The organism is Streptomyces sp. NPDC046909 (genome assembly GCF_040644695.1).
In the GTDB taxonomy this organism is placed as follows: Bacteria; Actinomycetota; Actinomycetes; order Streptomycetales; family Streptomycetaceae; genus Streptomyces.
In genome coordinates this window covers 676911-702918 of the sequence record NZ_JBEYXC010000003.1, presented here as the reverse complement: position 1 = coordinate 702918, position 26008 = coordinate 676911, and the positions used below count along the sequence as shown (strand labels likewise).

The window sequence follows — 26008 nt, the reverse complement described above, 5'->3', positions numbered from 1 at the left end:
AAGGCCGGGACCGGAAAGCCGGGGCCGGAAGGTTCACGCCGTGAGCGCGAGCACCTCCGACTCCGCCTCCCGTTCCACCATCCCCCGCAGCGGCCCCGCCACCGCGGCCAGTTCCTCGTACGTCCCCCGCTGCACGATCCGCCCCTCGTCCAGCACGATCACCTCGTCCACCGCCTCCAGTCCGGCGAGCCGGTGGGTGATGAGCAGTGTCGTGCGTCCCTCGGTGGCGGTGAGCAGGTCGGCGGTGAGCGCGTCCGCGGTGGGCAGATCGAGGTGTTCGGCGGGCTCGTCGAGCACCAGGACGGGGAAGTCGGCGAGCAGCGCGCGAGCCAGCGCCAGCCGCTGCCGCTGGCCCCCGGACAGCCGCGCGCCGTGCTCGCCGACCAGCGTGTCGAGCCCGTCGGGCAGCCCGTCGGCCCACTCCAGCAGCCGGGCCCGCGTCAGCGCGTCGCGCAGTTCGGCCTCCGTGGCGTCCTTCTTGGCGAGCAGCAGGTTCTCGCGCAGCGAGCTGTCGAAGAGGTGCGCGTCCTGTGCGCACAGCCCCACGGACCGCCGTACGTCGTCACCGTCGAGCGCGTACGCGTCCACGCCGGCCAGCGTGTACGTACCGGCTTCGGCGTCCAGGAACCGCAGCAGCACCTGCGCGAGGGTCGTCTTGCCGGATCCGGAGGGCCCTACGACGGCGATCCGGCGGCCTTCGACGAGGGTCAGGTCGATCCCGCTGAGCGCGTCCCGTTCCTGCCCGGCGTACCGGGCGGACAGGCCCCGCACGGCGACCGGGAACGGTGAGGCGGGCGCCTTCTGCGGCTGCTCCGGTTCCGTCACGGGCTCGGGCGCGTCCAGCACCTCGTACACCCGCTCGGCGCTCTTGCTCACCCGCTGGCGGTACTGCACGGCGAGGGGCAGTCCGAGGACGGCCTCGAAGGCGGCCAGCGGGGTGAGGACCACGACGGCCATGGCGACGCCGCTCAGCCGCCCGTCGGCGACGCCCTGGGCGCCCGCGAGGGCGGTGGCGGCGACGGTCAGACCGGAGACCAGCGCGGTGAGCCCGTCCCCGAGTGCGGTAGCCGTGGCCGCGCGCGAGGCGATCCGCGCGAGGACGCCGTCGGCCTGCCGTGCCTCGGCGGTTCGGGTGGACAGGGCTCCGGCGACAGTCAGTTCGGCGGTCCCGGTGAGCAGATCCGTCACCCGGGTCGCCAGCACCCCGCGCGCCGGAGCCAGCCGCCGCTCCGCCCGCCGGGCCACCGCACCGGTGACCAGCGGGACCCCGGTCCCGGCCGCGAGGAGTCCGACGGCGAGCACGGCACCAGCCTCGGGGAGCAGCCAGGCGGTGAAGCCGACGGAGGCGACCGACACCGTGAGCGCCGCACCGGCGGGCAGCAGCCAGCGCAGCCAGTAGTCCTGCAAGGCGTCCACGTCGGCGACGAGCCGGGACAGCAGATCACCGCGGCGGGTCTGCCGCAGCCCTGCGGGCGCCAGTCGCTCAAGGCGCCGGTAGACGGCGACCCGGGTGTCGGCGAGCATCCGCAGCACGGCGTCGTGCGACACGAGCCGCTCCGCGTACCGGAACACGGCCCGCCCGATCCCGAAGGCGCGTGTCGCCGTCACGGCCACCATCAGATACAGCACGGGCGGCTGCTGCGAGGCCCGCGAGATGAGCCATCCGGAGGTGGCCATGAGGCCGACGGCACTGCCGAGGGCGAGGCTGCCGAGCAGCAGGGCGAGCGCGAGACTGCGGCGCCGGGGGGCGGCCATGGCCCGGACCCGGGCGAGGACGCCGCGGGTCTCGTGCGGCGGCGGAGTCATGGCCGGTGCGGTGTCGGCCATGTCCGGTTCGACGGGGCGGGCCTGAGCCGCCGTGAGTTCCACGACGGCGACAGCGGCAGGCTCGACGGGTGCGGCGAGCGCGGGCTCCTCCAGCCGTACCACCCGGTCCGCCACCGCCAGCAGCGCCGGCCGATGGACGACGAGCAGGACCGTCCTGCCCACCGCCAGCCGCCGTACCGCCGCCACGACCTCCGCCTCGGTGGCCCCGTCGAGCGCGGCCGTCGGCTCGTCGAGCAGCAGGACCGGCCGGTCCGCGAGGAACGCCCGGGCCAGCGCGAGCCGTTGCCGCTGCCCCGCGGACAGCCCGGCCCCGTCCTCCCCGAGCACCGTGTCGGCGCCCTGAGACAGCGCGTCGACGAACTCCAGCGCCCCCGCGTCCCGGAGCGCCTGTCGTACGGCGTCGTCGTCCGCGTCGGGCCGGGCCAGCCGTACGTTCTCGGTGATCGTCCCGGCGAACAGGTGCGGCCGCTGCGGTACCCACGCGATCCGTGACCGCCACTGCTCCAGGTCGGCCTCGGCGAGATCGACTCCCCCGGCCAGCACCCGGCCCTCGGCGGGCGGCACGAAGCCCAGCAGGACGTCCAGCAGCGTCGACTTGCCCGCACCGCTGGGTCCGACGAGCGCGACCGTCTCCCCGGGCTCCACGGCGAAGGACACCTCGGAGACGACGTCCCCGGCCCGGCCCGGGAAGCGGACGGTGACGCCTTCGAAGGCCAGCGGGCCGGCCGACACGGCACGCGTCCCGGCCGTCGGCACCGGTGTCTCCAGCACCTCGAAGATCTCCTCGGCGGCCGCCAGCCCCTCCGCGGCCGCGTGGTACTGCGCTCCCACCTGCCGCAGCGGCAGATAGGCCTCGGGTGCCAGGACGAGGATGACCAGGCCGATGTACAGGTCCATCTCGCCGTGCACGAGCCGCATGCCGATCGTCACGGCGACCAGCGCCACCGACAGCGTGGAGAGCAGCTCCAGGGCGAAGGAGGAGATGAAGGCGATCCGCAGGGTCCGCATGGTCGCCTGCCGGTACTCGCCGGTGATGCGGCGGATGGAGTCGGCCTGCGCCTTGGCCCGCCCGAACACCTTCAGGGTCGGCAGTCCCGCCACGACGTCCAGGAAGTGTCCGGACAGCCGGGACAGCAGCTGCCACTGACGGTCCATCCGGGACTGTGTGGCCCAGCCGATCAGCACCATGAAGACGGGGATGAGGGGGAGGGTGCCGACGATGATGGCCGCCGAGACCCAGTCCTCGGTGACGACCCGCGCCAGCACCGCCACCGGTACGACCACCGCGAGGCCCAGCTGCGGCAGATAGCGCGAGAAATAGTCGTCGAGGGCGTCGATGCCTCGTGTGGCCAGCGCGACCAGAGACCCGGTCCGCTGCCCGCTCAGCCACCCGGGCCCGAGCGCGGCGGCCCGCTCCAACAGCCGCCCCCGCAGCTCGGACTTCACGGCCGCACTCGCCCGGTGCGCGGCGAGTTCGGTGAGCCAGGAGACCAGCGCCCGCCCGCCCGCGACCGCCACCAACAGCAGCAGGGGAGTGCGGAGTTCGGAGACAGACAGCCCGTGCTGGAACGCGCCGACCACCACTTCGGCGATGAGCATCGCCTGGGCGATGACCAGCGCCGCCCCGGCAGCACCCAGGCCGATGACCGCCACCATGAAGAGGCGGGTGGCACGGGCGTACCGGAGCAGACGCGGATCGATTGGTTTCACGTGAAACACACCTCAGTGCGCGGCTTCGGCGGCGATGTGCTGGGTGCCGATGCGCTTGCGGAACACCCAGTAGGTCCAGCCCTGGTAGAGCAGCACGATCGGTGTGGCGATGACCGCACACCAGGTCATGATCTTCAGGGTGTACGGGCTCGACGAGGCGTTGGTGACGGTGAGGCTCCAGTCCTCATTGAGCGAGGACGGCATGACGTTCGGGAAGAGCGTCAGGAAGAGCATCGCCACGGCGGCCGCGATGGTGACGCCCGAGAACGCGAACGACCAGCCCTCACGCCCGGCCTGATTGGCCACCAGAGCGGCGACCAGGGCGGCGACCGCCACCAGCAGGGCGACCAGGCTCTTGCCGTCGCCGCTCTCGACCTGCGTCCACAGCAGGAAGATCAGCGCCGCCACGGCCGTCACCAGCCCGACCTGAAGCGCGAGCTTCCGCGCCCGTTCCCGAATGTCACCGACGGTCTTGAGCGCCGTGAACACCGCCCCGTGGAAGGTGAACAACGTCAGCGTCACCACTCCACCGAGGAGCGCGTACGGGTTGAGCAGGTCCCAGACATTGCCGACGTACTCGAAGTTCTTGTCGATCTTCACTCCGTGCACGATGTTGCCGAAGGCCACGCCCCACAGGAACGCCGGGAGCAGCGAGGTCCAGAAGATCGCGGTCTCCCAGTTGCGCTGCCAGTTCTCCTCGGGCCGCTTCGCCCGGTACTCGAAGGCGACACCGCGGACGATGAGGCAGACGAGGATGAGCAGCAGCGGCAGGTAGAAGCCCGAGAAGAGGGTGGCGTACCACTCGGGGAAGGCGGCGAAGGTCGCGCCGCCCGCTGTGAGCAGCCACACCTCGTTGCCGTCCCAGACGGGGCCGATGGTGTTGATCAGCACCCGCTTCTCGGTCCGGTCGCGGGCCAGCAGTTTGGTGAGGATGCCGACTCCGAAGTCGAAGCCCTCCAGGAAGAAGTAGCCGGTCCACAGGACGGCGATGAGCACGAACCAGACGTCGTGAAGTTCCATGACTCGATCCCCCTCGGCCTAGTACGAGAAAGCCATCGGCTTGTCGGCGTCACGGGTGTCGCCGCCGATCTTCGTGGGCGGGTTGAGGTCGGCCTCGGTGAGCTCGGGCGGGCCGGCCTTGACGTACTTCGCGAGCAGCTTGACCTCGATGACCGCGAGGATGGCGTACAGGCTGGTGAAGACGATCATCGAGGTGAGGACCTCGCCCTGGGAGACACCGGGGGAGACCGCGTCACGCGTCTGGAGGACGCCGTAGACGACCCACGGCTGGCGGCCCATCTCGGTGAAGATCCAGCCCCAGGAGTTGGCGATCAGCGGGAAGCCCATGGTGAGGACGGCGATGCGCCAGTACCACGTGGTGAGCTTAGGGCCGAGGGCCTTCTTGCCCTTGGGCAGCAGCACGAGATGCGGCACCTCGTCGTCGCCCACCCGCAGATGCTGCGGCAGCAGGAACTTCTTGCGGGTCAGCCAGAGTCCGAGCACGCCGATGGCGAGGGACGCCATGCCGAAGCCGATCATCCAGCGGAAGCCCCAGTAGGCGACGGGGATGTTGGGCCGGTAGTCGCCCGGTCCGAACTTCTCCTGCTCGGACTTGTTGACGTCGTTGATGCCCGGGACGTACGAGTTGAAGTCGTCGTTGGCCAGGAAGGACAGCAGTCCCGGAATCTCTATGGCGACCTTGTTGTGGCCGGCGTCGACATCGCCGTAGGCGAAGACCGAGAAGGGCGCCGACTCCTGGCCGTCCCACAGGGCCTCGGCGGCGGCCATCTTCATCGGCTGCTGCTCGAACATGATCTTGCCGAGGGTGTCGCCGCTGATCGCGGTGAGCAGGCCGCCGACGATGACGGTGACCAGGCCGAGGCGCAGCGAGGTCTTCATGTCGCTGATGTGCTTCTTGCGCATCAGGTGGAACGCGGAGATGCCGACCATGAAGGCGCCACCGGTGAGGAACGCCGCGGACAGGGTGTGGAAGGCCTGCGCGAGTGCGGTGTTCTGGGTCAGGACGTGCCAGAAGTCGGTGAGTTCGGCCCGGCCCTTCGCCTCGTTGATCTTGTAGCCGACCGGGTGCTGCATCCACGAGTTGGCCGCGAGGATGAAGTACGCCGACAGGATCGTGCCGATCGAGACCATCCAGATGCAGGCCAGATGGATCTTCTTGGGCAGTTTGTCCCAGCCGAAGATCCACAGGCCGATGAAGGTGGACTCGAAGAAGAAGGCGATGAGGGCCTCGAAGGCGAGCGGGGCGCCGAAGATGTCGCCGACGAAGCGTGAGTAGTCGGACCAGTTCATGCCGAACTGGAACTCCTGCACGATGCCGGTGACCACACCCATCGCGATGTTGATCAGGAAGAGCTTGCCCCAGAACTTCGTGGCCCTGAGGTACTTCTCCTTCTCCGTACGCACCCAAGCCGTCTGCAAGCCGGCCGTGAGAGCCGCCAGAGAGATCGTCAGGGGGACGAAGAGGAAGTGGTAGACGGTGGTGATGCCGAACTGCCAGCGCGCCAGTGTCTCCGGCGCAAGAGCCAGGTCCACGTCGTCAGGTCTCCTTAGGTCGCCGTGGTACAGCGGCAGTTTGCCCCTTATGTCACACACATCATTGGAGCAACCGGGACACGCTTGTGAACGCGTTCACATTCACAAGCAATTATGACGCACTGATTATCGAGACTCGAAGGGGGGTCCCTCTTGGGCCCTGGGGGTGTTTCCAGGGGGCCGGTCGGCACTTCTTCGGCCCGACCGGCCCGACCGACCCCCTGGCGGCGATCAGCTAAGCGCTCCGCTGGATGTGCGGCGACGTGTCGGCGTTCGTCTGCGGCGCCGTCGTGGCTGGTCGCGCAGTTCCCCGCGCCCCTTAGCGGCGCTGCCGTACCGCAGCCGACTTCACCGGGTCCGCTTAGAGCTCCTTGCGGAACCCTTCCGCCACCTTCAGGAAGATGTCGTTCGCCTCGGTCTCCCCGACCGTCACCCGCACACCCTCGCCGGGGAACGGCCGGACCACCACACCGTGCTGCTCGCAGGCCTCAGCGAAGTCGGCCGTGCGCTCCCCCAGCCGCAGCCACACGAAGTTGGCCTGGCTCTCGGGCACCGTCCAGCCCTGAGCCCGCAGCCCCTCGACCACGCGGTTGCGCTCACACACCAACGAGCCGACCCGGCCGATCAGTTCGTCCTCGGCGCGCAGCGAGGCGATCGCCGCGTCCTGCGCGAGCTGGCTCACCCCGAACGGCACCGCGGTCTTGCGCAGCGCCGCCGCCACCGGCTCATGCGCGATGGCGAAGCCGACCCGGAGCCCGGCGAGGCCGTACGCCTTGGAGAAGGTCCGCAGGACGCAGACGTTCGGCCGGTCCCGGTACAGCTCCACCCCGTCCGGCACCTCGTTGTCCCTGATGAACTCCCGGTACGCCTCGTCCAGCACCACGAGTACGTCACTCGGCACCCGGTCGAGGAAGCGCTCCAGCTCGGCCCGCCGCACGACCGTGCCCGTGGGGTTGTTGGGGTTGCACACGAAGATCAGGCGCGTCCGGTCGGTGATCGCGTCGGCCATCGCGTCCAGGTCGTGCACATCGCCCGGCGTCAGCGGCACCTTCACCGAGGTCGCCCCGCTGATCTGCGTGATGATCGGGTACGCCTCGAAGGACCGCCAGGCGTAGATGACCTCGTCACCGGGTCCGGAGGTCGCCTGGAGCAGCTGCTGCGCGACACCGACCGAGCCGGTGCCGGTGGCCAGATGGGTCAGCGGGACGCCGAAGCGGTCCGACAGCTCGTTCATCAGGCCCGTGCAGGCCATGTCCGGGTAGCGGTTGAACGACGAGGCGGCGGCCGTGACGCTCTCCATCACGCCCGGCAGCGGCGGATAGGGGTTCTCGTTGGAGGACAGCTTGTAGGCGACCGGGCCGCCGGCCGCCGCGGGCTTGCCCGGCTTGTAGGTGGGGATACCCTCCAGCTCGGCGCGCAGCTTGGGGCTCGTCTCGCTCACCGCAGTCCTCCTCGTGACCACCACCGCATCGAATGCTCCTCACCTTATGAGGATTCGGCGCCGCTGCGTACAGGTGGGACGCAAACCCCATCAGCCCCACTGGCATCAGGGGCATCACCGTACGAAGGCAGACGAATCGCAGGGCGCACTCGGATATATCTATGCGCCGGTGGCTCGCGCCGTGGCGCGCATCCCTCGTCAAGGTGAGTTGAGACCTCTTCGAAACATCGGGGACTTGGCAGGCCCATGCGTGCCGACAAGTCAGCTAGTGCCATTGGATCGTTCAACTCCCTTTCATTCAAAGGGTATTGACGGGTTATGACCATGCAGAAACGTGCCTGTCAACGCGTGCATATGCGTCCGCCCTACCCCACCGCATGAGCCCTACTATCGGCTCGCCATGACAGCAGCAGGGAAGCACCAGGTGAGCCGCGCGGAAACCTCACGTCGAGGCAGCCGGCCGGGTCGTGCGGGCATCAGAGACGTCGCCGCCGCCGCCGGAGTCTCCATCACGACCGTCTCGGATGCCCTCAACGGCAAGGGCCGGCTCCCGGACGCCACCCGACGCCATGTCCGCGAGGTCGCCGACCGGCTGGGCTATCGCCCGTCGGCCGCGGCCCGAACCCTCCGTACCGGCAAGTCGGGCCTGATCGGCCTGACCGTGACGACGTACGGGGATGAACCTTTCACCTTCACCGAGTTCGCGTACTTCGCCGAGATGGCCAGAGCCGCCACCTCGGCCGCGCTGGCCCGGGGCTACGCGCTGGTCATCCTGCCGGCGACCTCGCGCCACGACGTGTGGTCGAACGTCGCCCTGGACGGGACCGTGGTGATCGACCCGTCCGACCAGGACCCGGTCGTCAGCGAACTGGTCCGCCAGGGGCTGCCGGTGGTCTCCGACGGCCGCCCGGCCGGCTCGCTGCCGGTCACCGCGTGGGTCGACAACGACCACGAGGCCGCCGTACTCGGCATCCTCGACCATCTGGCCGACGCCGGCGCCCGCCGGATCGGCCTGCTGACGGGGACGTCGACGGACACCTACACCCATCTGTCGACCACCGCATACCTGCGCTGGTGCGAGCGGGTGGGCCAGGATCCGGTGTACGAGGCCTACCCGGCGCACGATCCGTGCGCGGGGGCCGTCGCCGCCGACCGGCTGCTGGCCCGCCCCGACCGGCCCGACGCGGTCTACGGGCTCTTCGACCCCAACGGCACCGACCTGCTCGCCGCCGCCCGCCGCTACGGGCTGCGCGTACCGGACGACCTGCTTCTGGTCTGTTGCAGCGAGTCCACCGTGTACGCCAGCACCGAGCCGCCCATCACCACGCTCTCCCTGAAGCCCCGGCGCATCGGCACGGCCGTGGTGCAGTTGCTCATCGACGCCATCGAGGGGGTCGAATCGGACCAACCGGTCGAGCAGGTGATACCGACGGAGCTGATCGTGCGCACCTCGTCCCAGCGCCGTCCGCCGCGAACCACCGTCAGCCCGCCCCGGTCGCCCGAGGAGAAGTAGCACAGGGGCCCGTCAGCAGAAGGCCGAAGCCCTGCCCAATCGGGGCGAAAGCCGCGGTGAACAGGAGTCTTGCGCTGATTCACCACCCCTGGGTCATCACATGGCGCGATCCGCATTCCTATGATGGGCCCACGACACCGCGGGCCGCTGCGACCAGGCAGTCCGAAGCGGTGCAGATGCGGCGTGATGGTGGAGGGGTCTGATGACTCAGGGGGCCGGTCAGGGACCCGAGGCGGAGCGGACGGCGACGTTGCGCGACTTCCGGGTGCCCGCGTACGTCCATGAGACCGGCCCGTACGGCCACAGCACGCATCCCGGCGACGTCGTACCGGCGCACGAGGCGGACTTCCCGGAGGGGTACACCCCCACGGAGCGGAACCTTCCGGTCGTCAACCGGGGTGACACGCTTCAGGTGACCGTCGATGCCGCGGCCCTCCCGCAGCCGGTCTCCGTCGACGGGCCGGGCGCGCTGTTCGTCGTGGGTGATGTGCACGGCTATCTCGACGAACTGGTGGCCGCCCTCCAGGAGCAGGGCCTCATCGACTCCGCGGGCAACTGGTGCGCGGGCACCGCCCGGCTGTGGTTCCTCGGCGACTTCACCGACCGCGGCCCCGACGGCATCGGCGTCATCGACCTCGTGATGCGGCTGTCCGCCGAGGCGGCCGCAGCGGGCGGCTACTGCAAGGCCCTCATGGGCAACCACGAGCTGCTGCTGCTCGGCGCCAAGCGGTTCGGCGACACCCCCGTCAACTCCGGCGCGGGCACCGCCACCTTCCAGGCCGCCTGGCTGCTCAACGGCGGACAGAAGACCGACATGGACCGGCTCCAGGACCACCACCTCCAGTGGATGGCCCGGCTCGACGCCATGGAGCAGGTCGACGGACATCTGCTCGTCCACTCCGACACCACCGCCTACCTCGACTACGGCGACTCGATCGAGGCGGTCAACGACACCGTCCGCGAGACGCTCACGCGCAACGACGCGGACGAGGTGTGGGATCTGTTCCGCAAGTTCACCAAGCGCTTCTCCTTCCGCGACGAGGGCGGCGCCGACCATGTGCGCTCCCTGCTCGATACGTACGGCGGCACCCGGATCGTTCACGGTCACAGCCCGATCCCGTATCTGCTGGGCGAGGTCGGCTCCGAGGACGGCGAGGACAACTCCGGTCCGCTGGTCGAGGGACCGCACATCTACGCCGAAGGCCTGGCCATCGCGATGGACGGCGGGGTGACCATGGCCGGAAAGCTGCTGGTCCAGCAACTTCCCCTGGATATCTGAACGTTCACAGGGCAGACGATCCCCCATGACGGACTGAGCGAAGACGGCGCAGGCCAGGGCCCAATTTCTGGAAACCCCCTGTCACGGCGTGCCGTAGCCGCTCTACCATCGGCTTATCCGTAGCAGGCTCCCCTCCGTTTCTGCCCGACGGCTCACAGTCATGCGAGCCCCAAGCCCTACGGAGCATCGGGGGATGCACATGAACAGCGTTCCGCAGCACCTGCTGAGCGAGGACCGCCAGGAATACGAGCGGATCCTCGATGAGGCGCTGCGCTCCGCCCCACACCGCCCGGAACTGGCCGCTGTGGGACAGCGGCTCAATCCCGAACAGCTGCGCACCATGGCGCTCAACGCCACCGCGATCATCACGGCGGCCGCGGCGACCGAGTACCAGCACTACGTGAAGGTCCGCGAGGAACTGCGCCAGCCGGCGCCGTCCACCCCGACGTCCGTCCGTGAGACCGGCTCCGAGGAGTCCGGCTCGGGCGCGGCGGGGCTCGCCGCCACCATGGGAGAGGTCGCCGAGACCACCGGCGCGGGCGCCGTCGCCGTCGTCGCGGTCCTGGCTCCCGTCCTCGCCGGAACCGCCGCGGCGATCTTCCTGCTCGTGGGTTACATCCTGAAGATGCTCGACCCCGAACAGGCATTCGCCCAGACCTTGCTGACCACCGGCTGGGTGTTCGGCGCGGTGACCGCGGTCGCGATCCTGGTCGCCGCGGTCGGCCTGCTGCTCACGGCACTGCGCAACCGGCCCTCGCTGGACACCGGGCCGTACGCCGAGCTGAGCGGCGAGGTGGCCCGGGCCAGGGAAGCCTGGCGCGAGGCACTCCTGGAGCGGGGCATCCTGCCCTTCCTCCAGGACGCCCTGGCCGACCCGGGCACCGCCGCCGCCCTGCACCGCACGGCACCGCCCGCGCCGACCAGCCGTATGCCGAACCTCGGCTACGGCCGCCCGGGCTTCAGCAGCCCGGACGACGGCTCCGCCGGCCCCCGGCCGAGCTTCACGAGCCCGGACTACACCAGCCCGGACTTCGGAGGCCCGGAACACCAGCCGGAGTAACCCCCGGCTTGCGCCCCTCGCCGCGGGGAGACCCGCCCTCGGGGGAGCGCAAGCCGATGCCCGGCGGACGGCTCGAGTACGCCTGCCCGCATGGCTTCCCGGGCCGAACAGGCCCACGCGGCGGGATCACTGGGAAAACCGTAGCGTCCGCCACTGACAACGGGCCTTCCGTCCTAGGCGGCGGAGTCAGGGGGCCCGCAGTCGGCGCGCTCGTCGAACTCCTCACGGGCCGCCTGGATGGCTGCGCTGTTCGCCTGCGACCAGTCGGTGATGCTCTGCACGAGCCCGCCCACCTCCTGCCCCAACCTGCTCAACTGGTAGTCCACGCGCGGCGGCACCGTCGGATACACGGTGCGGGTCAGCAGGCCCTCGCGCTCCAGCGTGCGCAGGGTCTGGGTCAGCACCTTCTGCGTCACACCGTCCAGCCGTCGCCGCAGTTCGGCGAAGCGCATGGGCCGGCCGTCCTCCAGCGCCACCAGGACCAGCATCGTCCACTTGCTGGCGATCACGTCCAGCACGGCACGGGTGGGGCAGTCCCGCAGGAAGGCCGCCACGCCACCGTGTTCTCTCAGGTCAAAGCCGGTATCCACGAGGAACCTCGATATCAGACAAGTGCCTTCTTCCGCCGGGGTATTGCCCGGACGGAGCATGGGGAACACCGAGCGCCGCCGCCCCTCCTTCTCGGACAGCGGGCAGCCCGCCTTGCCGACGAGGAGTCCTGATGTCCGCCCGCCGTATGCATGCCGTCGTCCAGTCCGCGTTCGGCGGTCCGGAGGTGCTCACCTACACCGAGACCGATGTGCCGCAGCCCGGTCCCGGGGAGGTCCTGCTGCGGGTCGCCGGGGCCGGGGTCAACCCCGGTGACACCGTGCTCCGTTCCGGCCGGGTGCCGGAGCTGGTCACGCTGCCGTGGACCCCGGGCAACGACGTCGCCGGCGTCGTCGAGCGGGTCGGCGAGGGCGTGACCCGGTTCGCGCCGGGCGACCGGGTGTACGGCATGCTGGCGGTCACCCGGCACGGGGCGTACGCCGACTTCACCACCGCACCCGCCGAGGCGCTGGCCCTCGCGCCCAAGAACCTCGACCTCGCCCACGCGGCGGCCGTCCCCCTGGTCGCGTTCACCGCCTGGCAGGCGCTGACCGTACTGGCACGGGTCCGCCCCGGCGACCGCGTGCTGATCCACGCGGCGGCGGGCGGTGTCGGGCACGTCGCGGTCCAACTGGCCAAGGAGTTGGGCGCGTACGTCATCGGCACCGCGCGGGCGGCCAACCACGCCTTCCTGCGCGAGCTGGGCGCCGACGAACTGGTCGACTACACCACCACCGACTTCCGGACCGCCGTGCCACCCGTGGACGTGGTCCTGGACCTGGTCGGCGGCGCCTACGGCCCCCGCTCCCTCGACGTCCTCCGCCCTGACGGCCTCCTCATCGGCGCGTCGATCGACCCGGGCACGGACGAACAACAGGCCACCGCCCGCGGCCTGCGCTACGTCTGGGTCACAGCCGAGCCCTCCGGAGCGGTACTCGACCAGATCACCGACCGCATCGAAACCGGCCGCCTCCAGATCACGGTCCAGCACACCTTCCCCCTCGCCGAAGCGGCCGCGGCCCACCGCACGATCGAGGAGAAGCGCACCAACGGCAAGATCGTCCTCATGCCTTGACGGGGAGGGGCCCGGGTTCCACACAGACGCCGGGCCCCACCCCGTCACGCCGATCAGTCCGCGATCGGCAGGTACACCCTGTTGCCGCTCGCCGCGAACTCCTTCGACTTGAGCGCCATGCCCTCTTCGATCTCGTCCTGGGTTCCGCCGTGTCGGCGGCGGATGTCTTGAGAGATCTTCATCGAGCAGAACTTCGGCCCGCACATCGAGCAGAAGTGGGCCGTCTTCGCCGGCTCCGCCGGAAGCGTCTCGTCGTGGAACTCCCGGGCCGTGTCGGGGTCGAGGGCCAGGTTGAACTGGTCCTCCCAGCGGAACTCGAAGCGGGCGTCCGACAGGGCGTCGTCCCAGTCCTGTGCGCCAGGGTGTCCCTTGGCGAGGTCCGCCGCATGGGCCGCGATCTTGTAGGTGATGACGCCGGTCTTCACGTCGTCACGGTTGGGCAGGCCCAAGTGCTCCTTGGGCGTGACGTAGCAGAGCATCGCAGTGCCCCACCACGCGATCATCGCGGCGCCTATGCCCGAGGTGATGTGGTCGTACGCCGGGGCGACGTCCGTGGTCAGCGGGCCGAGCGTATAGAACGGAGCCTCCTCGCAGATCTCCTGCTGAAGGTCGATGTTCTCCTTGATCTTGTGCATCGGGACATGCCCCGGGCCCTCGATCATGGTCTGTACGTTGAAACGCTTGGCGATCGTGTTGAGTTCCCCGAGCGTCCTCAACTCCGCGAACTGCGCCTCGTCGTTGGCGTCCGCGATCGAGCCGGGCCGAAGGCCGTCGCCGAGCGAGTACGTCACGTCGTACGCGGCGAGGATCTCGCACAGCTCCTCGAAGTTCTCGTAGAGGAAGCTCTCCTTGTGGTGCGCCAGGCACCACGCCGCCATGATCGAGCCGCCGCGCGAGACGATCCCCGTCTTGCGGTTCGCCGTCAGCGGGACGTACGGCAGACGCACGCCCGCGTGGACCGTCATGTAGTCCACGCCCTGCTCGGCCTGCTCGATGACCGTGTCCTTGTAGATCTCCCAGGTCAGCTCCTCGGCCCTGCCGTCGACCTTCTCCAGGGCCTGGTAGAGCGGCACCGTGCCGATGGGGACGGGGGAGTTGCGCAGCACCCACTCGCGGGTGGTGTGGATGTTGCGGCCGGTGGAGAGGTCCATGACCGTGTCGGCTCCCCAGCGGGTCGCCCAGGTCATCTTCTCGACCTCCTCCTCGATGGAGGAGGTGACCGCGGAGTTGCCGATGTTGGCGTTGACCTTCACCAGGAACCGCTTGCCGATGATCATCGGCTCGATCTCCGGGTGGTTGACGTTGGCCGGGAGCACCGCGCGGCCGGCCGCGATCTCCTCCCGGACGACCTCGGGAGAGACGTTCTCCCGGATGGCCACGTACTCCATCTCCGGCGTGATCTCCCCCCGGCGCGCGTACGCGAGTTGCGTGACCGCCTGCCCCGTGCGGCCACGACGCGGCAGCCGGGGCCGTCCCGGGAAAACCGCGTCGAGGTTGCGCAGATTCCCGCCGCGCGGCGAGGTGTGCTTGATGCCGTCGTCCTCGGGACGGACGGGACGGCCCGCGTACTCCTCGGTGTCACCGCGGGTGATGATCCAGTTCTCCCGCAGCGGGGCCAGCCCCCGGCGGACGTCGGTGTCGACCGAGGGATCGGTGTACGGGCCCGATGTGTCGTACAGCGTGACCGACTGCCCGTTGGTGAGGTGCACCTGGCGGACCGGCACCCGCAGATCGGGGCGCGAGCCCTCGACGTACGCCTTGTGCCAGCCGATGGACTTCCCGCTCTCCGCGGACTTTTCGCCCTCAATGGGCTGTTCGTCCTGGCTGGAGGCAGGCGTGCGCGCGTCCTTGATGGTCATGAGACCTACTCCCTACGCCGGCATTACCCGGTAACAGGTTCGGCGGTCGACGCAGCGGTTTCCGTCTGCCGACGTTTCGTGGGGAACGTCACTCGCTTCCGATGACGTTCCACGTGAAACATCGCTGGGACGGAGGTCAGCGCCCTCTCAGCCCGGTGCTCCGAGCTCCCGCGTGTACAAAGGTGCCCCCACGCTAGCGTCAATTCGGGCGCGGTGAACAGAGGGCCCCTGCCGTTCTTGCGATGATCGGTCGGTGACCACGAGACATCAGCCCCCGTACCCGCCGCCCGAGCCGCCGCGCAGGCCCGGCTCCGGAAACGGGCCCGGCCACGGCCCCAGACCGGACAGCGGCCAGGGGTCCGGGTACGACTCCTACGACTCCGGGGAATGGCCCGCGTACGGGGCCGGTGGTGAGGCCGGAGGCGGGGCCGGTGGTGGGTTCGGGCAGGAGCCCGGGCCCGGCGGCCGGTTCCAGCAGGGGCACGGCTCTGGTGACGGCCATGGGCACAACGCCGGTGATGGTCACGATCACGGGCACGGGCAGGAACACGGGCACGGGCATGGACACGGGTCAGAATCCGGCGGCGGCGGTGGAGGCACAGGCGGCAGGGGCGATAGCGGCGGCGGTGGACACGGTCACTCCCACAGTCACAGCCACGGCCCGGCGGCCCCCGTCTCCAAGCATCTGCGCAAGGTCATCGCCGCGATCCTCATCCCCTTCGGCGTCGCCGTGATCGTCGGGCTCGCCGTGCTGTGGCCCGGCGGTGCGCCGGGCCATCAGCGCACCGGCGTCGGCTTCGACCGGCAGACCCAGCAGGCCACGGTCACCAAGGTCGTGAGCGTGAGCTGCAAGTCGGTGAACGCCTCGGGCGAGACCCCGACCGGCGACACCTCCACCGCCGAGGGCTCCTCCGCCCAGCAACAGGCCGACGGCGACTGCAAGAAGGCGACGATCCGCGTCGACACCGGCAAGGACAAGGGCCGTACGTTCACCGAGATCGTGCAGCCGGACCAGTCCCGGCAGTTGCACGAGGGCGAGAAGGTCGTGGTCGCCTACGAGCCCTCCGCACCGAAGGACCTGCAGTACTCGGTCACCGACGTCAACCGCAGGCTCCCCATGGCCCTGCTCGCCGGGATCTTCGCACTCGCCGTCGTGGTCGTCGGGCGGTTGCGGGGCGTCATGGCGCTGGTCGCGCTGGCCATCAGCTTCCTGATCCTCAACTTCTTCATCCTGCCCGCGATCCTTCAGGGCTCGAATCCGCTGGTCGTGGCCGTGGTCGGGGCGAGCGCCATCATGCTGATCGCCCTGTATCTGTGCCATGGGCTGTCGGCGAGAACATCGGTCGCCGTCCTCGGCACGCTGATCTCGCTGCTGCTGATCGGCGTCCTCGGCTCACTGTTCATCGGCTGGGCCGCGCTCACCGGCAACACCGACGACAACACCGGCCTGATCCACGGCCTGTACCCGTCGATCGACATGAGCGGTCTGCTGCTCGCCGGCGTCATCATCGGCTCCCTCGGTGTCCTCGACGACGTGACGGTCACCCAGACGTCGGCGGTCTGGGAGCTGCACGAGGCCAACCCGACGATGGGCTGGCGGGGGCTGTATCGCGCCGGCATCCGGATCGGCCGCGACCACATCGCGTCCGTCGTCAACACGCTCGTCCTCGCCTACGCGGGCGCCGCGCTGCCGCTGCTGCTGCTCTTCTCGATCGCGCAGTCCAGCGTGGGCACGGTCGCCAACAGCGAGTTGGTCGCCGAGGAGATCGTGCGCACGCTGGTGGGCTCGATCGGCCTGGTCGCGTCCGTGCCGGTCACGACCGCGCTGGCGGCCCTGGTGGTCTCGGCCGACAAGCCCGGAAGTCCGGACTCCCAGGCCGCGGGTGACCGGCCGTCACCGGTCGGCGTGCAGTCCATGTCGGCGGGCAGCCAGCCGGCCGCGGCACGAGGCGGACGGGGGCGCCGCCGCAAGCGCTGACGCCTGCGGCCAACAGGAACGGCCACCGGAACGGCCACAGCAGGGCGTAAGGCCCACAGCACGGCGTACGGCCACAGCACGGCGTACGGCGGCCCTCAGGCCGTAAGCCTCAAGGCCCGGCGCCCTCGTTCGCGGCGCCCGGGCCCTCGCCCAGGAGAAGCGTTCCTGCAACGCCCCCCACGCCCACGCTGAAGCGTTACGCCCCCCTCGGTGCCGTAACGCTTCAGCCCGCGCTCTGTTCCTCCGCCAGGATCCGGTCCAGCGCCTCGTCGAGGTGGGCGTCGAAGTCGGCGAGCGCGCCCTCCTGGCCCAGCGGCACCAGTTTGTCGGTGCGGTCGAGGAAGGCGATGAGCGGCGCCGTCGAGGAGCGGAACAGCGCCTGGTCGGTGCCGACCTGAAGACGGATCAGAACCTCGCCCAGAGTGTCGGCCTCGGCGGGTGAGATCCGCACATCGCCGTCCCCGCAGGGCCGCCCCACGCCGTCGATCAGCAGCTCACGACCGAACGCCCAGGTCACCGGCGCGTCACCGGGCAGGTGGAAGGTGAGCCGCACGGCGTAGGGATCACCGGTCTCGTAGCGCAGCTCCACGGGGATACGGAAGGAGAGCTCCTCGGAGACGAGAAAGCTCATCATGACCTCTGCCTGTACGGACTCGCCCATCTTCTACCCCGTCATCTGCCGTCGACTGGCCGGGAATGATCCCTTTGACTGTGGTGGAAGTTTGCTGAAAGTACACGAGAGATCACAAGGAGTGAGTTTTCAGATACTGATAGAGATCGCGAGCGACCCCAGCAGCCGTCCGACCTCGCTCTGCAGCTGACGGGTGGCCTCCGGCAGCCGGTCGGCCTGGTGGGCGGGCAGGGAGATGGCCATCGTGGCGGCGGTGGTGCCCACGGTGATGGGGATCGCCGCGCACACCGTGCCCAGCGCGTACTCCTGCCGTTCGCAGACCGCTTCCATGCGCCCCGTCCGGTCCAGGCGCCGCAGCAGGGTGTGAGGGTCACGCACCGTGTACGGGGTGATGGCCTGCACGGGGTAGCGGTCTAGGTGGTCGCGGCGGGCGTCCTCGTCCAGCTGGGAGAGCAGGCACTGGCCGATGGCGTGCGCGTGGGCGGTCTCGCGGAAGTCGGCCCATTCCTCGACCGCCGGGTTGCCCGGGGTGTCGGAGACGCAGACGACCTGGACGTCGCCGTCGCGGTAGATCGCGTAGTACACGGGCACGCCGAGGGCGTCGCGCCATTGGGCCAGTGTCCCGGCGATCGTGCTGCGACGTTTCTGCTGCGCTCCGCTGCTGCTCAGCCGCTCGGCCGCCTCACCGAGGAAGAACAGGCCCTTGTCCCGGCGCAGATAGCCCTCGTGCACCAGGGTGCGCAGCAGGTGGTAGGCGGTGGGCAGGGCGAGGCCGGTCTCGCGGGCCAGTTGCTTGGCGGGGGCGCCGTGTTCGTGCTCGGCGACGGACTCCAGCAGGCGCATCGCGCGCTGGACGGAGCCGATGAGGGTCGTGGAGTGCGGTGGCTCCGCGGAGGCGGCCGGTGTGGGAGCGGGTGCCGATGTCGGTGCGGGGGCCCGTCCTGGGGCGGGTGCGGGTGAGGGTGTCGGCGCCCGTCCTGGGGCGGGTGCGGGTGTCGGCGCCTGCCCTGGCGCGGGCACGGGCGTCGGTGCCCGTCGTGCTGTCGGTGTCGGGGCCCGTCCCGGTGCGGCGGGTGCTCCCGGCCGGGGCCGGCTCCCGGAGGCGGGCTGCTCCGGCGGCCGGAGGCGGGGCTCCGGTGACGGGACGGCGGCCCGGACCGGGGCGGGGGCCGCGAGGCGTTCTGCGGGTGCGGTGTCAACCGTGGCCAAGGGTCACTCCCGAAGCGCGAGGGGGCCGCCCGTGCGGGGGGACACGGGAGGGGTGTGCGCCGCTCACGGGGGATCGTCCCCGCGTCGAATTCCGGACTGTAACCGTCCGCCACCGCTCGCACTCGGCCTGTACCGAAAACTTCCCTCGCCCGAGGGAACCGGTGATTCCTGTTACCGATCACCGGTGTTACCGATCACCGGTGTCCCGCGCGGCACCTCACCAGTCGCTGCGCGAGGAGGAGCTCGACATGAACTTCCGCACCACGTAGATCAGTCCACCGACCAGGGCCACGAAGACCAGCAGCTTGAAGAGCAGTCCGATGACGAAGCCGACGACGCTGGCTATCAGCCCGCCGAACACGACCAGGGCGATGACCGGGACCGCGATCCACTTCACCCACCAGGGCAGTCCCGCGAAGATCTCTCCCATTGCTCTCGTCCTTACCTCTCCGCCCGTCGCTCGTGCCGGGTCCGGTCGAAGACCCGGGCTCGTGATGCCGGATCCTTCTGATGTCCTGCACTCGATGCTAGGACGGGAAGGGGCCCCTGCGGGGGCCTCGCACCCCTTGTCCTCCCCTGACTGATCCCCTAGGGAATCCCGGGGTCGCGGCTCAGCTCTCGGGCGGAGAGAACACCACCATGACCCGCAGGTCCTCGCTGATGTGGTGGAACTTGTGGGCGACACCGGCCGGTACGTAGACCACACTGCCGCGCGCGACCTGGGTGGTCTCCATGCCGACGGTGATCGCGGCGCGCCCGCTCACAACGAAGTAGACCTCGTCCTGATTGTGCGGCTTCTGTGGATCATGCTCGCCCGCGTCGAGCGCGTACAGGCCGACGGACATGTTCCGTTCCCGCAGAAACTGCAGGTAGGCGCCATCGTTGGCGGCGCGCTCCGCCTCCAGTTCATCCAGCCGGAATGCCTTCATCACCCTCGTCCGCTCTTGTCCCACTGCTCATGGCTGATCTCTTCTGCCACGATCAGACACATGAAGAATTTCGTAGTCAAGACGATCGCCAACGCGGGCGCCCTGGCGGTCGCCGTCTGGCTGCTCGACAAGATCACCCTGACCGGTGACAGCACGGGCAAGAAGGTCGGCACCCTGATCCTGGTCGCGCTGATCTTCGGCGTGGTGAACTTCCTGGTCAAGCCGATCGTGAAGCTTTTCAGCCTCCCGCTGCTCATCCTGACGCTCGGTCTGTTCACGCTGGTCGTCAACGCGCTGATGCTGCTGCTGACCTCGTGGCTGGCCGACAAGTTCGACCTGAGCTTCCATGTGGAGGGCTTCTGGACCGCCGTGGTCGGCGGTCTGATCATCTCGATCGTGTCCTGGGCGCTCAACGTCGTCCTGCCCGACGGGGACTGAGCCCCTCATGACGTACCGCGTCTGCTTCGTCTGCACCGGCAACATCTGCCGCTCGCCGATGGCCGAGTCCGTCTTCCGCGCGCGCGTGGAGGAAGCCGGGCTCGGCGGCACGGTCGAGGTCGACAGCGCCGGCACGGGCGGCTGGCACGAGGGCGACGGCGCCGACCCGCGCACGGTGTCGGTCCTGGAGGAGCACGGCTACGACGGCGCCCACACGGCCCGTCGGTTCCAGTCGTCGTGGTTCGCCCGCCTGGACCTCGTCGTCGCCCTCGACCACGGCCACCTCAAGGCCCTGCGCCGCCTCGCGCCGACTCCGGAGGACGCGGCGAAGGTACGGCTGCTGCGCTCCTACGCCCGCCCGTCGCCCGACCACCGCCCCTCAACGAGTGCTTCGCACGCCCCTTCTGAATTCTCCGGGGACGACCTCGACGTACCGGACCCGTACTACGGGGGCATGGACGGCTTCGAGGAGTGCCTTGAGATGGTGGAGGCAGCGAGCGAGGGCCTCCTCGCCGCGGTACGCGAGGACGTGAAGGGACGCGTGTCATGAGCGATACGACGGAGAACACCGGGGACGGCACGCGCGCGGTACGGGCCGGACTGCCCGAGCCGGTCAGGAACGAGCCCACCCTGCCCGGCCCGGTGTTCGCCGCCCACTTCCATCTGCCGGGCGAGGTGGGCGGCCCGTACACCTACGGCCGTGACGAGAACCCGACCTGGACGCTTCTGGAGCAGGCCATCGGCGAGCTGGAGGCGCCCGGCGAGGACGGCGTCCAGACGCTCGTGTTCCCCTCCGGCATGGCCGCCATCTCCGCGGTGCTCTTCTCCCAGCTGCGCGCCGGGGACACGGTCGTCCTGCCCAGCGACGGCTACCAGGTGCTGCCCCTGGTCCGTGCGCAGCTGGAGGCGTACGGCATCGAGGTGCGGACCGCGCCCACCGGCGGCGACGCCCAGCTGGAGGTGCTGGACGGCGCGAAGCTGCTGTGGATCGAGACGCCGTCGAACCCCGGACTCGACGTGTGTGACATCCGGCGGCTCGTCGAGGCGGCACACGCGCGTGGTGCCCTCGTCGCGGTCGACAACACCCTCGCCACACCGCTCGGACAGCGCCCGCTGGAGCTCGGCGCCGACTTCTCCGTGGCCAGCGGCACCAAGCAGCTCACGGGGCACGGAGACGTCCTCCTGGGGTACGTCGTCGGCCGTGACGGAGAGGCGATGACCGCGGTACGGCGGTGGCGCAAGATCGTCGGAGCGATCGCGGGGCCCATGGAGGCCTGGCTCGCGCACCGTTCGATCGCCACGCTCCAGCTGCGCGTGGACCGGCAGAACGCGACCGCGCTGGTGCTCGCCGAGGCCCTGCGGGGCCGGCCGGAGGTGACGGGGCTGCGGTACCCGGGGCTGCCCGAGGATCCCTCGTACAAGGTCGCCTCGCAGCAGATGCGGCGCTATGGGTGCGTGGTCTCCTTCGCGCTGCCCACGCGCGCGCGTGCCGACCGTTTCCTCGACGCGCTGCGGCTCGTGGACGACGCGACCAGCTTCGGCGGGGTGCGTTCCACTGCCGAGCGGCGCGGGCGCTGGGGCGGGGACGCGGTGCCGGACGGCTTCATCCGCTTCTCCGTCGGCGCCGAGGACCCTGAGGACCTGGTGGCCGATGTGCTGCGTGCGCTGGCCGAGTCGGCGGACTGACCTCTTCTTCTACGCCCCTGTCGGTGCCCGGCTACGCACAACGGACGGTCCGAGCCTCCCCCCTCGTGGCTCGGACCGTCCTCGGTTCCGCGCGCGAAGAACCGCGCGACCAAGGCTAGTTGACTCTGTGTCAGTGTCCAATCACAGTAGCGACAGCGACCTATCGACATATTTATAGTTGGGCGCGGCCGGGGGGCCGGAGCAGGACACCGGAGGGGAGGGCGTGGCATGGATCTGGCCTTGTTGCGGACCTTCGTGACCGTGCACCGGGCCGGCTCCTTCACCCGCGCCGCCGCGTTGCTGGGCCTCTCGCAGCCGGCCGTGACCTCGCAGATCCGTACGCTGGAGCGGCAGTTGGGCCGCCCGCTGTTCCTGCGGCAGGCCCGCGGGGTGACGCCCACGACCATCGGCGACGAGCTCGCCCACAAGGCCGCGCCGCATCTCGACGCCCTGGTGGAGATCACCGAGAGCGGGCTCGACGAGGACTCCTCTTTACGAACCCTCCACCTCGCCGGGCCCCCCGAGTTCACCGCGGAACGGGCGCTGCCCGCGCTCACCGAGCTGACCGGCGAGGACGGCCAGGGCTTCGCGCTGCGCGCCTCCTTCGGAAACGCCGAGGAGACCCTGGAAGGACTGGCCGCCGGACATCACGATCTGGCCATCAGTACGGCCCGTCCGCGCGGTGCTCTCCTCACGGCGACGACGCTCTGCGACGAAGTCCACGTCCTGGTCGCCTCCCCGCACTGGGCGCGGCAGATCAACTCCGGGACGCTGCGCCGCAAGGGAGCGCCCGCCCTGGAGAACCTTCCGGTGGTCGAGGTGCATGAGTCACTGCCGTTCGTCTCCCGCTACTGGGCTTCCGTCTTCGACTCCCGCCCTGCCACCCCGGGCACGGTCATCGTTCCGGACCTGCGCGCGGTGCTGGCCTGCGCGGCGGCGGGCGCCGGGCTCGCGGTACTGCCCAGCTATCTGGCCGCGCCCGCCCTGGAACGCGGTGAGGTCGTCGCCCTTCACCATCCGGCGGTGCCGCCGTTGCGGACGTACTTCCTGGTGGTCCGTACCGGCACCTTGGCGATGCCGCATATCGCGCGGGCCCACGAATGGCTGCTGCGGACGGCTTCGGACTGGTGCTGACCTGCGACTTTCCGTCGATCACCGAGTGCGCTCGGCCGATGACGGCTTGCGATGTTTCACGTGGAACCAACCGGGCCACATTTCCCCCATGACCGTCCGACCCGTGGTCAAGCGCACCGCCCGTGCCGTTCTTCTGGACGGCGATGACCTGATCCTGATCAAGCGCACCAAGCCCGGCATGGATCCCTACTGGCTCACCCCCGGTGGCGGGGTCGAGCCGACCGACACGACCGTCGTCGACGCCCTGCACCGCGAGGTGTACGAGGAACTCGGCGCCAAGATCACCGATGTGGTGCCCTGCTTCGTCGACACCGTCGAGCACATCGGCGAGGACGGCGGCGCGACCGGGGTGAAGGTCCAGCACTTCTTCGTCTGCCACCTGGAGTCGATGGACACCTCGCTGCGGCACGGCCCCGAGGTCGACGAACCCATCGGCGAGTACGAGATCGTGCGGGTGCCGTTCACTCGCGTCGGGATCGCTTCCGTCCACCTCGTACCGCTGTCGCTGCGGCACTATCTCGACGGGAACATCGAGGGCGTACGGGCGATGCACGCGCCGGATCTGGGCTGAGGGCTCGCCTGGGTTTCGGACCTGGGCGGCGGTCAGGGCCCGACGACGACGAGTTCCTCCACCGAGTCGTGGCGTATGCGCTCCGAGGGGATACCTATGTCCCGCAGGGCGTGCACACCGCTGCGGATCATTCCGGGCGGGCCCGAGACGAAGGCGTCGTACTCGTTCCAGGGGCCGTACCGGCGGATGGCGTCGGGGAGCTGGACGCGGGCCTGCTGGTCTATGACCGCGCGGACCGAGAGCCACGGGTGGGTCTGCTGGAGTCTGAGCATCGTGTCGATGTCGTACAGGTCGTGGTCCGTGCGGGCCCCGTAGAAGACCTCGACCGGGCGCCGTTCGCCGTGTTCGGCCACGTCCTCCACCAGGGCCTTGATGGGTGCGATGCCGGTGCCGCCGCCCAGGCAGAGCAGGCCGTTGTCGGTGGTGTGGTCCACGGTCATCGAACCGCCCGGCGGGCCGAGCCTGAGGATGTCTCCGGGGCGGGCGCGGTGTACCAGGGCGTTGGAGACCCAGCCCGCCGGGACGGCCTTCACATGGAACGACAGCAGGCCGTCCGAGCGGGGCGCCGAGGCGAAGGAGTAGTGCCGCCAGATCCGCGGCCACCAAGGGGTCTCCAGGCTCGTGTACTGGCCCGCCAGGAAGGGATAGGGCTGGTCCGGGCGGACGGTGACGATGGCGACGTCCGGGGTCCTGAGGTCGTGCGAGACGACCTCCGCGTACCACCAGGCCGGGGCGCGCAGTTCGTCCGAGGCGGCCGCGTCGATCATCACCTGCGAGATCGTCGTGTAGGCGCGGACCCAGGCCGCTTCCAGCTCCCGGGTCCAGATCGTCTCGGCGTACTTGCTCAGGGCCCCGATGAGGCACTCCCCGACGGCCGGGTAGTGCTCGGCGCGCGTCCCGTACTTGCGGTGACCGCGGCCCAGGTTCTGCAGATAGTCGACGAGGACGGGGGTGTTGTCGACGTGCTCGGCGGCGGTGAGCAGCGCCTTGAGCAGCCGGTCCCGCTGGGTGTCCATCGCGGCGGGAAACATCGGCCGCAGGTCCGGGTGGCGCACGAAGAGAAGCGCGTAGAAGTACGAGGTGACCTTGTCGGCCACGGGGGCGACCTCCGCCATGGTCCGGCGGATGAGGATCGCGTCCGGGGAGGCCTCCTGGGCCTGCGAAGGGGCCGCACGCTGCGGGGGCACCCGGTGTTCGGGGGACGAGGGCTCCGCCGGGGCGGGGTTCGGCGTCCCGGACCAGGCGGGGGCCGGCTGTCCCGAGGGGTCCGGCTCGGCATCCGGAGTGGTCCTGCCGACCGGGCGCAGCCCCGCGAGGCGGGTTCCCTCAGCGGTCTCCTGCTCGCCGCCGGGCGGGGTGGTCGGCTGCGTGTGCGGCGTGAACCAGCCGCTCCCGCCGCCGGTAGTGCCGTTGTCGGCCGACGCCGTGGTCGGAGCGTCCATGGTGTGCCTCGCCTCGAACATCTTTCGGTCGGTCTGCGCACTTCCTCGGTCGGAATGTGCCTGCTTTCCCCCGCAGACGGCTTGCTTTCCCCGTTCATGGCCACGGCCAATACGGCCATATTCAACCCGTATTCGCGCTCCATACGGACAAGTAAGGCGAGAGTGTGACATTGGCCGCAGCGCTCTCACCGCAGCATCCCACCGCGCGTGGACACCTCGGCCGCATAACCGAAAATGCGGGTCTTCGATCTCTCCGTCCCGTTAGGCTGCTCCGCCCAACCGGAGTCGACCCTACCGGTCGCCACCGCGCGCACAAGTCCCCCCTCCGGCCTCCATGAATGGGCGAGGGGGCGAACCAACAATTCCTTCAATTACCGGGCGCCACGCACCAATTCATAGGCATCCCACAGATCTCTGCCCGTGTAGGCATGTGTCGCGAGGCCGGCGAGATGGCTGTCCGCATTGACCGCGACGGAGACCGGTACCGCACCGAAGAGGTCCCTGTCCGAGGACGAGTCTCCATAGGCAATACAGTCCGCCCGGGTCACCCCGAACTCCTCGCACAGCCGGTCGGCGACAAGGACCTTCGCCGCGGCGTTGAGCACTCCGGCAGGGTCCACGGGTTCGGTGAAGGGCACGGCGGGAAATCGCGATCCGTGGGCCGCGTGCGCACCCCAGGTGGTGAGTCGCTCGACGAAGAAGGAGGGCGAGAGCGAGACGACGGCACAGTAGTCCCCGTTCGCCCGGATCTCCTTCCAGACCTCGCGAATGCGGGCCAGCCATGGAGCGCCTTCGAAAGCGGCCGCCACATGGGCCTCGGTGAGCTCCGCCCAGAGTTCACGCACCCGCGCCGCATACTCGGGCGGCTCGATCAGCCCCGCCGAGATCGCCTGATCCAGCGCCACGGCCTCGGCTTCCAGCCCCAATTGCCGGGATATCTCCACAGGCGAGGAAGTGCCGTACAGCAACGTGCCGTCAAGGTCGAAGAGATGAAGTCGCGCCATGATGCCCGAGGCTAACTTGTCTGCCATGGGCGCATGTTTCACGTGAAACATGCGCCGCCTGTCGAAGCACTGTGCGGTCGG

22 protein-coding genes and 1 riboswitch are annotated in these 26008 nt (G+C 69.8%); of the genes, 10 read left to right on the top strand and 12 right to left on the bottom strand.

Annotation, left to right across the window (positions count from 1 at the left end; genetic code table 11):
• Positions 1 to 33: 33 nt before the first annotated feature.
• The 4 genes from cydD to hisC all read right to left on the bottom strand — a co-directional run bounded on the left by cydD (position 34) and on the right by hisC (position 7531).
• Positions 34 to 3537 (bottom strand): thiol reductant ABC exporter subunit CydD, encoded by a 3504-nt coding sequence (gene cydD, locus ABZ928_RS11990; RefSeq protein WP_361517236.1) that lies wholly within the window; start codon positions 3535 to 3537, stop codon positions 34 to 36.
• 12 nt (positions 3538 to 3549) lie between these two features.
• Positions 3550 to 4557 carry a cytochrome d ubiquinol oxidase subunit II gene (cydB, locus tag ABZ928_RS11985; protein ID WP_361517234.1) on the bottom strand — a complete coding sequence of 336 codons (1008 nt, stop codon included), beginning with the start codon at positions 4555 to 4557 and terminating at the stop codon, positions 3550 to 3552.
• Between the two features lie 18 nt (positions 4558 to 4575).
• On the bottom strand, positions 4576 to 6090 hold the full coding sequence (locus ABZ928_RS11980; RefSeq protein ID WP_361517232.1) for a cytochrome ubiquinol oxidase subunit I: 1515 nt from the start codon (positions 6088 to 6090) through the stop codon (positions 4576 to 4578).
• A gap of 361 nt (positions 6091 to 6451) precedes the next feature.
• A complete protein-coding gene (gene hisC, locus ABZ928_RS11975; RefSeq protein WP_361517230.1) occupies positions 6452 to 7531 on the bottom strand; it encodes a histidinol-phosphate transaminase in 1080 nt (359 codons plus the stop codon).
• Positions 7532 to 7931: 400 nt separating this feature from the next.
• Between hisC and ABZ928_RS11970 the strand changes: the two genes are divergently transcribed.
• The 3 genes from ABZ928_RS11970 to ABZ928_RS11960 all read left to right on the top strand — a co-directional run bounded on the left by ABZ928_RS11970 (position 7932) and on the right by ABZ928_RS11960 (position 11383).
• Positions 7932 to 9044, top strand: coding sequence for a LacI family DNA-binding transcriptional regulator (locus ABZ928_RS11970; RefSeq protein WP_361517228.1), 1113 nt, complete (start codon positions 7932 to 7934; stop codon positions 9042 to 9044).
• A gap of 202 nt (positions 9045 to 9246) precedes the next feature.
• The gene (locus ABZ928_RS11965) at positions 9247 to 10323 is read left to right on the top strand and encodes a metallophosphoesterase (protein ID WP_361517226.1); all 1077 of its coding nucleotides are present in this window, start codon (positions 9247 to 9249) and stop codon (positions 10321 to 10323) included.
• Between the two features lie 193 nt (positions 10324 to 10516).
• On the top strand, positions 10517 to 11383 hold the full coding sequence (locus ABZ928_RS11960; protein WP_361517224.1) for a hypothetical protein: 867 nt from the start codon (positions 10517 to 10519) through the stop codon (positions 11381 to 11383).
• Between the two features lie 173 nt (positions 11384 to 11556).
• Here the strand turns inward: ABZ928_RS11960 and ABZ928_RS11955 are convergent, their stop codons facing one another.
• Positions 11557 to 11973, bottom strand: a complete 417-nt coding sequence (locus tag ABZ928_RS11955) for a helix-turn-helix domain-containing protein (RefSeq protein ID WP_361517222.1) — start codon at positions 11971 to 11973, stop codon at positions 11557 to 11559.
• Positions 11974 to 12104: 131 nt separating this feature from the next.
• On the opposite strand from ABZ928_RS11955, the gene ABZ928_RS11950 reads away from it, so the two are divergent.
• Positions 12105 to 13046 (top strand): NADP-dependent oxidoreductase, encoded by a 942-nt coding sequence (locus ABZ928_RS11950; protein ID WP_361517220.1) that lies wholly within the window; start codon positions 12105 to 12107, stop codon positions 13044 to 13046.
• 53 nt (positions 13047 to 13099) lie between these two features.
• Here the strand turns inward: ABZ928_RS11950 and thiC are convergent, their stop codons facing one another.
• Entirely contained in the window at positions 13100 to 14905 is a 1806-nt protein-coding gene (thiC, locus tag ABZ928_RS11945) for a phosphomethylpyrimidine synthase ThiC (protein ID WP_361517218.1), read from the bottom strand.
• A riboswitch (TPP riboswitch) is annotated at positions 14898 to 15087 on the bottom strand. Its footprint overlaps the gene before it by 8 nt.
• Positions 15088 to 15158: 71 nt before the next feature.
• On the opposite strand from thiC, the gene ABZ928_RS11940 reads away from it, so the two are divergent.
• Positions 15159 to 16883: a YibE/F family protein gene (locus ABZ928_RS11940; RefSeq protein ID WP_361517217.1), complete on the top strand. Its 1725-nt coding sequence runs from the start codon at positions 15159 to 15161 to the stop codon at positions 16881 to 16883.
• A 223-nt stretch (positions 16884 to 17106) separates the two neighbouring features.
• On the opposite strand, the gene ABZ928_RS11935 is transcribed toward ABZ928_RS11940, so the two are convergent.
• From ABZ928_RS11935 to ABZ928_RS11920, 4 genes are all read right to left on the bottom strand, one after another.
• The gene (locus tag ABZ928_RS11935) at positions 17107 to 17544 is read right to left on the bottom strand and encodes an SsgA family sporulation/cell division regulator (protein WP_361517216.1); all 438 of its coding nucleotides are present in this window, start codon (positions 17542 to 17544) and stop codon (positions 17107 to 17109) included.
• 99 nt (positions 17545 to 17643) lie between these two features.
• Entirely contained in the window at positions 17644 to 18378 is a 735-nt protein-coding gene (locus ABZ928_RS11930) for an IclR family transcriptional regulator C-terminal domain-containing protein (RefSeq protein WP_361517659.1), read from the bottom strand.
• Between the two features lie 562 nt (positions 18379 to 18940).
• Complete coding sequence (locus ABZ928_RS11925) at positions 18941 to 19153, bottom strand: DUF5326 family protein (RefSeq protein WP_190071059.1); 213 nt, start codon at positions 19151 to 19153, stop codon at positions 18941 to 18943.
• Positions 19154 to 19334: 181 nt separating this feature from the next.
• Complete coding sequence (locus ABZ928_RS11920; RefSeq protein WP_361517214.1) at positions 19335 to 19652, bottom strand: cupin domain-containing protein; 318 nt, start codon at positions 19650 to 19652, stop codon at positions 19335 to 19337.
• A gap of 60 nt (positions 19653 to 19712) precedes the next feature.
• Between ABZ928_RS11920 and ABZ928_RS11915 the strand changes: the two genes are divergently transcribed.
• The 5 genes from ABZ928_RS11915 (at position 19713) to ABZ928_RS11895 (ending at position 23481) form a co-directional block, all read left to right on the top strand.
• On the top strand, positions 19713 to 20090 hold the full coding sequence (locus ABZ928_RS11915; RefSeq protein WP_361517212.1) for a phage holin family protein: 378 nt from the start codon (positions 19713 to 19715) through the stop codon (positions 20088 to 20090).
• Between the two features lie 7 nt (positions 20091 to 20097).
• A complete protein-coding gene (locus tag ABZ928_RS11910) occupies positions 20098 to 20640 on the top strand; it encodes a low molecular weight protein-tyrosine-phosphatase (RefSeq protein WP_361517210.1) in 543 nt (180 codons plus the stop codon).
• Entirely contained in the window at positions 20637 to 21776 is a 1140-nt protein-coding gene (locus ABZ928_RS11905) for a cystathionine gamma-lyase (RefSeq protein ID WP_361517208.1), read from the top strand. Before ABZ928_RS11910 ends, ABZ928_RS11905 begins: the two co-directional genes overlap by 4 nt.
• Positions 21777 to 22004: 228 nt before the next feature.
• Positions 22005 to 22910, top strand: coding sequence for a LysR family transcriptional regulator (locus ABZ928_RS11900; protein WP_361517206.1), 906 nt, complete (start codon positions 22005 to 22007; stop codon positions 22908 to 22910).
• An 88-nt stretch (positions 22911 to 22998) separates the two neighbouring features.
• Positions 22999 to 23481 carry an NUDIX hydrolase gene (locus ABZ928_RS11895; RefSeq protein WP_289921053.1) on the top strand — a complete coding sequence of 161 codons (483 nt, stop codon included), beginning with the start codon at positions 22999 to 23001 and terminating at the stop codon, positions 23479 to 23481.
• A 32-nt stretch (positions 23482 to 23513) separates the two neighbouring features.
• Here ABZ928_RS11895 and ABZ928_RS11890 read toward each other — a convergent pair whose 3' ends face one another.
• Both ABZ928_RS11890 and ABZ928_RS11885 read right to left on the bottom strand, forming a co-directional pair.
• The gene (locus tag ABZ928_RS11890; RefSeq protein WP_361517204.1) at positions 23514 to 24944 is read right to left on the bottom strand and encodes a globin domain-containing protein; all 1431 of its coding nucleotides are present in this window, start codon (positions 24942 to 24944) and stop codon (positions 23514 to 23516) included.
• A gap of 350 nt (positions 24945 to 25294) precedes the next feature.
• A complete protein-coding gene (locus ABZ928_RS11885; protein WP_361517657.1) occupies positions 25295 to 25927 on the bottom strand; it encodes an HAD-IB family phosphatase in 633 nt (210 codons plus the stop codon).
• Positions 25928 to 26008: the final 81 nt, after the last annotated feature.

Bases quoted from the DNA above. Each gene is read 5' to 3' on its own strand.
- ABZ928_RS11925 (WP_190071059.1), bottom strand. From the start codon at position 19,153: ATGGGAGAGATCTTCGCGGGACTGCCCTGGTGGGTGAAGTGGATCGCG.
- ABZ928_RS11895 (WP_289921053.1), top strand. From the start codon at position 22,999: ATGACCGTCCGACCCGTGGTCAAGCGCACCGCCCGTGCCGTTCTTCTG.
- ABZ928_RS11935 (WP_361517216.1), bottom strand. From the start codon at position 17,544: ATGGGCGAGTCCGTACAGGCAGAGGTCATGATGAGCTTTCTCGTCTCC.
- thiC (WP_361517218.1), bottom strand. From the start codon at position 14,905: ATGACCATCAAGGACGCGCGCACGCCTGCCTCCAGCCAGGACGAACAG.
- ABZ928_RS11970 (WP_361517228.1), top strand. From the start codon at position 7,932: ATGACAGCAGCAGGGAAGCACCAGGTGAGCCGCGCGGAAACCTCACGT.
- ABZ928_RS11915 (WP_361517212.1), top strand. From the start codon at position 19,713: ATGAAGAATTTCGTAGTCAAGACGATCGCCAACGCGGGCGCCCTGGCG.
- ABZ928_RS11910 (WP_361517210.1), top strand. From the start codon at position 20,098: ATGACGTACCGCGTCTGCTTCGTCTGCACCGGCAACATCTGCCGCTCG.
- cydB (WP_361517234.1), bottom strand. From the start codon at position 4,557: ATGGAACTTCACGACGTCTGGTTCGTGCTCATCGCCGTCCTGTGGACC.
- ABZ928_RS11950 (WP_361517220.1), top strand. From the start codon at position 12,105: ATGTCCGCCCGCCGTATGCATGCCGTCGTCCAGTCCGCGTTCGGCGGT.
- ABZ928_RS11890 (WP_361517204.1), bottom strand. From the start codon at position 24,944: ATGTTCGAGGCGAGGCACACCATGGACGCTCCGACCACGGCGTCGGCC.
- ABZ928_RS11905 (WP_361517208.1), top strand. From the start codon at position 20,637: ATGAGCGATACGACGGAGAACACCGGGGACGGCACGCGCGCGGTACGG.
- ABZ928_RS11965 (WP_361517226.1), top strand. From the start codon at position 9,247: ATGACTCAGGGGGCCGGTCAGGGACCCGAGGCGGAGCGGACGGCGACG.
- ABZ928_RS11900 (WP_361517206.1), top strand. From the start codon at position 22,005: ATGGATCTGGCCTTGTTGCGGACCTTCGTGACCGTGCACCGGGCCGGC.
- ABZ928_RS11885 (WP_361517657.1), bottom strand. From the start codon at position 25,927: ATGGCGCGACTTCATCTCTTCGACCTTGACGGCACGTTGCTGTACGGC.
- ABZ928_RS11960 (WP_361517224.1), top strand. From the start codon at position 10,517: ATGCACATGAACAGCGTTCCGCAGCACCTGCTGAGCGAGGACCGCCAG.
- ABZ928_RS11920 (WP_361517214.1), bottom strand. From the start codon at position 19,652: ATGAAGGCATTCCGGCTGGATGAACTGGAGGCGGAGCGCGCCGCCAAC.